2 protein-coding genes are annotated in these 1,951 nt (G+C 33.9%); both read right to left on the reverse strand.

Features of this window, described 5'->3' with window-relative positions:
• Positions 1-246: 246 nt before the first annotated feature.
• Positions 247-1,107, reverse strand: coding sequence for an alpha/beta hydrolase (locus tag WBM49_RS13325; RefSeq protein WP_424372541.1), 861 nt, complete (start codon positions 1,105-1,107; stop codon positions 247-249).
• A 261-nt stretch (positions 1,108-1,368) separates the two neighbouring features.
• On the reverse strand, positions 1,369-1,683 hold the full coding sequence (locus tag WBM49_RS13330) for a TIGR04104 family putative zinc finger protein (RefSeq protein ID WP_424372542.1): 315 nt from the start codon (positions 1,681-1,683) through the stop codon (positions 1,369-1,371).
• Between the last annotated feature and the right edge of the window lie 268 nt (positions 1,684-1,951).

A 1,951-nucleotide genomic window follows, 5' to 3' on the forward strand; every position in this document is an offset into this window, starting at 1 on the left:
AAAAAAGTATACTACGCATTAATTTAAATATTAGCCACAACGGCTTTGGCTATGATTTCGGCGCGGCACTGGGGCGAAGCTCAGCGTTGGGTTTCCTGCCTTGCAGGAAAAATTAACGTTGGCAAAAGCGAGCCCTGGCCATAATCCATTGAAGCCAGTTTTAGTTTTATTTAAATGTATGAAATTTCAAGGAAGTTCTAAAGTAGCGATGAATTATAGCCGATGTTGTGCAACGTTTAGATTCGATTATATTTTAAAATAATTATGCTTTTTTAAGAAGTCATCCATTTTTTTTTGGGCATCAAGACGTACTTTTTCATCTGGATTGGGCCATCCATCATCAGGCTCTGATGAAGGTGTGAATAAATGTCCTACACCATCATATATAATCAATTCGCATTGGTTTTTATATTTGTCCATATTGTTTTTATATTGTTCAGAACCTTGTAGTGGCGTTACGGTATCATCTTTTCCTATTACAATTATTGTTGGTGGGGTATTTTCAGATACAAATTCCGCTGGAGAAATTTCCCTTACATCAATTTTATCATGTAATCTCTTTTGAAAGTTAGGATAGAGGAGTAATGATAGGGCTGGTGATTTCAATAGCAACAGATTTGGTGAACTGGATATGCTTTCATTAGGCGCATCTAAATTGTTAAAAATAGCCGCACAAGCTGCAAGATGAGCGCCAGCCGACCAACCGTAAGATGCGATCATATTGTCGTTGATAGAAAATTTACTGGCATTTTTTCTAACCCATCGAATAGCATTTTGTGCATCAAGCACAGATTCATATGGTGTTGTTTCATTATCCGATTCCTGAAGTCTATATTGAACAGAAAATGCGACCATACCTTTACTTGCATAATGTTTGGCACTGTTAAATCCCCAAGAGGCTTCTCCTACAGACCAACCACCTCCATGAAATATTACAATAGCTGGATATTCTTTATCGGGATAATAATCAAAAGGACGAACACAATAAATTTTAAGTTCATTTTTCTCATCATAAGTGAATTCTTCTAAAGCTAAAGAATCAGTTTTGACTTGCGCACTTGTAAAAAAAGTTATAATAAAACTAGATATGAATATTATAGATTTCATTGTTAAGGTTTATATAAAGAAAGATGTTGATGAAAGATGTTGAAGTAGAATAGTTTTTTTTCGCAATGTTGCGCAACGGTTTTGGCTATGAGTAGTGCGGAGGCAAGGAAACATTTTCGTTTCCGTCTTCGCATGTAGCAAAAGCTTTTTGTTTTGATTTATATTTTTTCGTCAGAGCAAAATCGAAAAGATTTTGCGGACATAGTAAATATACGCTTACTTTAAATTAAATACCAAACCCCGCATTACTTATAGGTATTGTTAGGTGTAGTTTTTAGTTAATTTAAATCTGAATAATCTAGTTGTAAAAAGAGAAACAACGAACCCAACGGATATGTATATTAAAGTATAAATAATTACGGCAAATAAAATATCATTAGGCTGATAATTAAAGCTTAGTAAAGTGTAAATGATAGCTGGGATGAATATTACCACTCCCAATAGTAATTTATTCATAATCTTATGGTCATGTTCAGTTCCGCAATTCGAACATTTTATAGTTGATTTTCCCTTCCAGTAACTTTTATAAACATTCCAAAAGTCAAACTTTTTATGACATTTTTTACAATTATCCATACTAATTTTAATTACACCTAACGGTTCGTGTATGGCTTCGTTGCGGAAATTGTCCGCTGGACTTTTCCGCCCTAGCCTCTAAATTAGCGAATCAGGCTGGAATTTCCGTATGGAAATTCCGACCGCAATGAGCTATACACATTGTTATGTGCTGTATTTATTTATATTCTTCAATTTTGTAGTAAAATATATTATTGTTAACTTTTATCTTACTTAATATACCATTGTTTTTATATGCTATCTCGTATTGTAACTCCCTTGGACTGTA

The sequence above is a fragment of the Muriicola sp. genome, assembly GCF_049669965.1.
Lineage (GTDB): Bacteria > Bacteroidota > Bacteroidia > Flavobacteriales > Flavobacteriaceae > Muriicola.